Source organism: Kurthia massiliensis (assembly GCF_000285555.1).
Classification (GTDB): domain Bacteria; phylum Bacillota; class Bacilli; order Bacillales_A; family Planococcaceae; genus Kurthia; species Kurthia massiliensis.
In genome coordinates this window covers 1-903 of the sequence record NZ_CAEU01000074.1, presented here as the reverse complement: position 1 = coordinate 903, position 903 = coordinate 1, and the positions used below count along the sequence as shown (strand labels likewise).

The window sequence follows — 903 nt, the reverse complement described above, 5'->3', positions numbered from 1 at the left end:
TAAAAAAATAATGGTGGAGCCTAGCGGGATCGAACCGCTGACCTCCTGCGTGCAAGGCAGGCGCTCTCCCAGCTGAGCTAAGGCCCCATTATAATGGGAATAAAATTTAATAAATGGTCGGAATGACAGGATTCGAACCTGCGACCCCTTGGTCCCAAACCAAGTGCTCTACCAAGCTGAGCTACATTCCGATAAATGGTGCGCCCAGCAGAAATCGAATCCACAACCTTCTGATCCGTAGTCAGACGCTCTATCCAGTTGAGCTATGGGCGCATAGTAGAAATATATATAAATAAGAGTTAAATTTAAAATAAAAATGGTGCCGAGGGCCGGAATCGAACCGGCACGGTAGTCACCTACCGCAGGATTTTAAGTCCTGTGCGTCTGCCAGTTCCGCCACCCCGGCATAATTGGAGCGGAAGACGAGGTTCGAACTCGCGACCCCCACCTTGGCAAGGTGATGTTCTACCACTGAACTACTTCCGCATTATGCAAAGATTATTTTTTAATCTGGCAATTATAAAATTTTAATAAAATGGTGCGGGTGAAGGGAGTCGAACCCCCACGCCTTGCGGCGCCAGATCCTAAGTCTGGTGCGTCTGCCAATTCCGCCACACCCGCATATAAATGGCTGGGGTACCAGGATTCGAACCTGGGCATGACGGAATCAAAATCCGTTGCCTTACCGCTTGGCTATACCCCAAAAATAAAATGGTGGAGGGGGGCAGATTCGAACTGCCGAACCCGAAGGAGCGGATTTACAGTCCGCCGCGTTTAGCCTCTTCGCTACCCCTCCGTAATAATATTAAAATAAAATGGTGGAGGATGACGGGATCGAACCGCCGACCCTCTGCTTGTAAGGCAGATGCTCTCCCAGCTGAGCTAATCCTCCATTATAATATA

9 tRNA genes are annotated in these 903 nt (G+C 49.2%); all 9 read right to left on the bottom strand.

The features are described 5' to 3' along the window. Positions 1-11: 11 nt before the first annotated feature. Positions 12-87, bottom strand: a tRNA-Ala gene (locus KMHG_RS16885). Positions 88-114: 27 nt separating this feature from the next. Continuing rightward, positions 115-191, bottom strand: a tRNA-Pro gene (locus KMHG_RS16880). Between the two features lie 5 nt (positions 192-196). Further along, positions 197-273: transfer RNA gene (locus KMHG_RS16875), tRNA-Arg, on the bottom strand. Positions 274-317: 44 nt separating this feature from the next. Next, a tRNA-Leu gene (locus KMHG_RS16870) sits at positions 318-406 on the bottom strand. A gap of 5 nt (positions 407-411) precedes the next feature. Then, a tRNA-Gly gene (locus tag KMHG_RS16865) sits at positions 412-486 on the bottom strand. A gap of 50 nt (positions 487-536) precedes the next feature. Continuing rightward, positions 537-621, bottom strand: a tRNA-Leu gene (locus KMHG_RS16860). Positions 622-628: 7 nt separating this feature from the next. Next, positions 629-703 (bottom strand) — tRNA-Gln (locus KMHG_RS16855). Between the two features lie 9 nt (positions 704-712). Beyond that, positions 713-796 (bottom strand) — tRNA-Tyr (locus KMHG_RS16850). Positions 797-816: 20 nt separating this feature from the next. Next, positions 817-892, bottom strand: a tRNA-Val gene (locus tag KMHG_RS16845). Between the last annotated feature and the right edge of the window lie 11 nt (positions 893-903).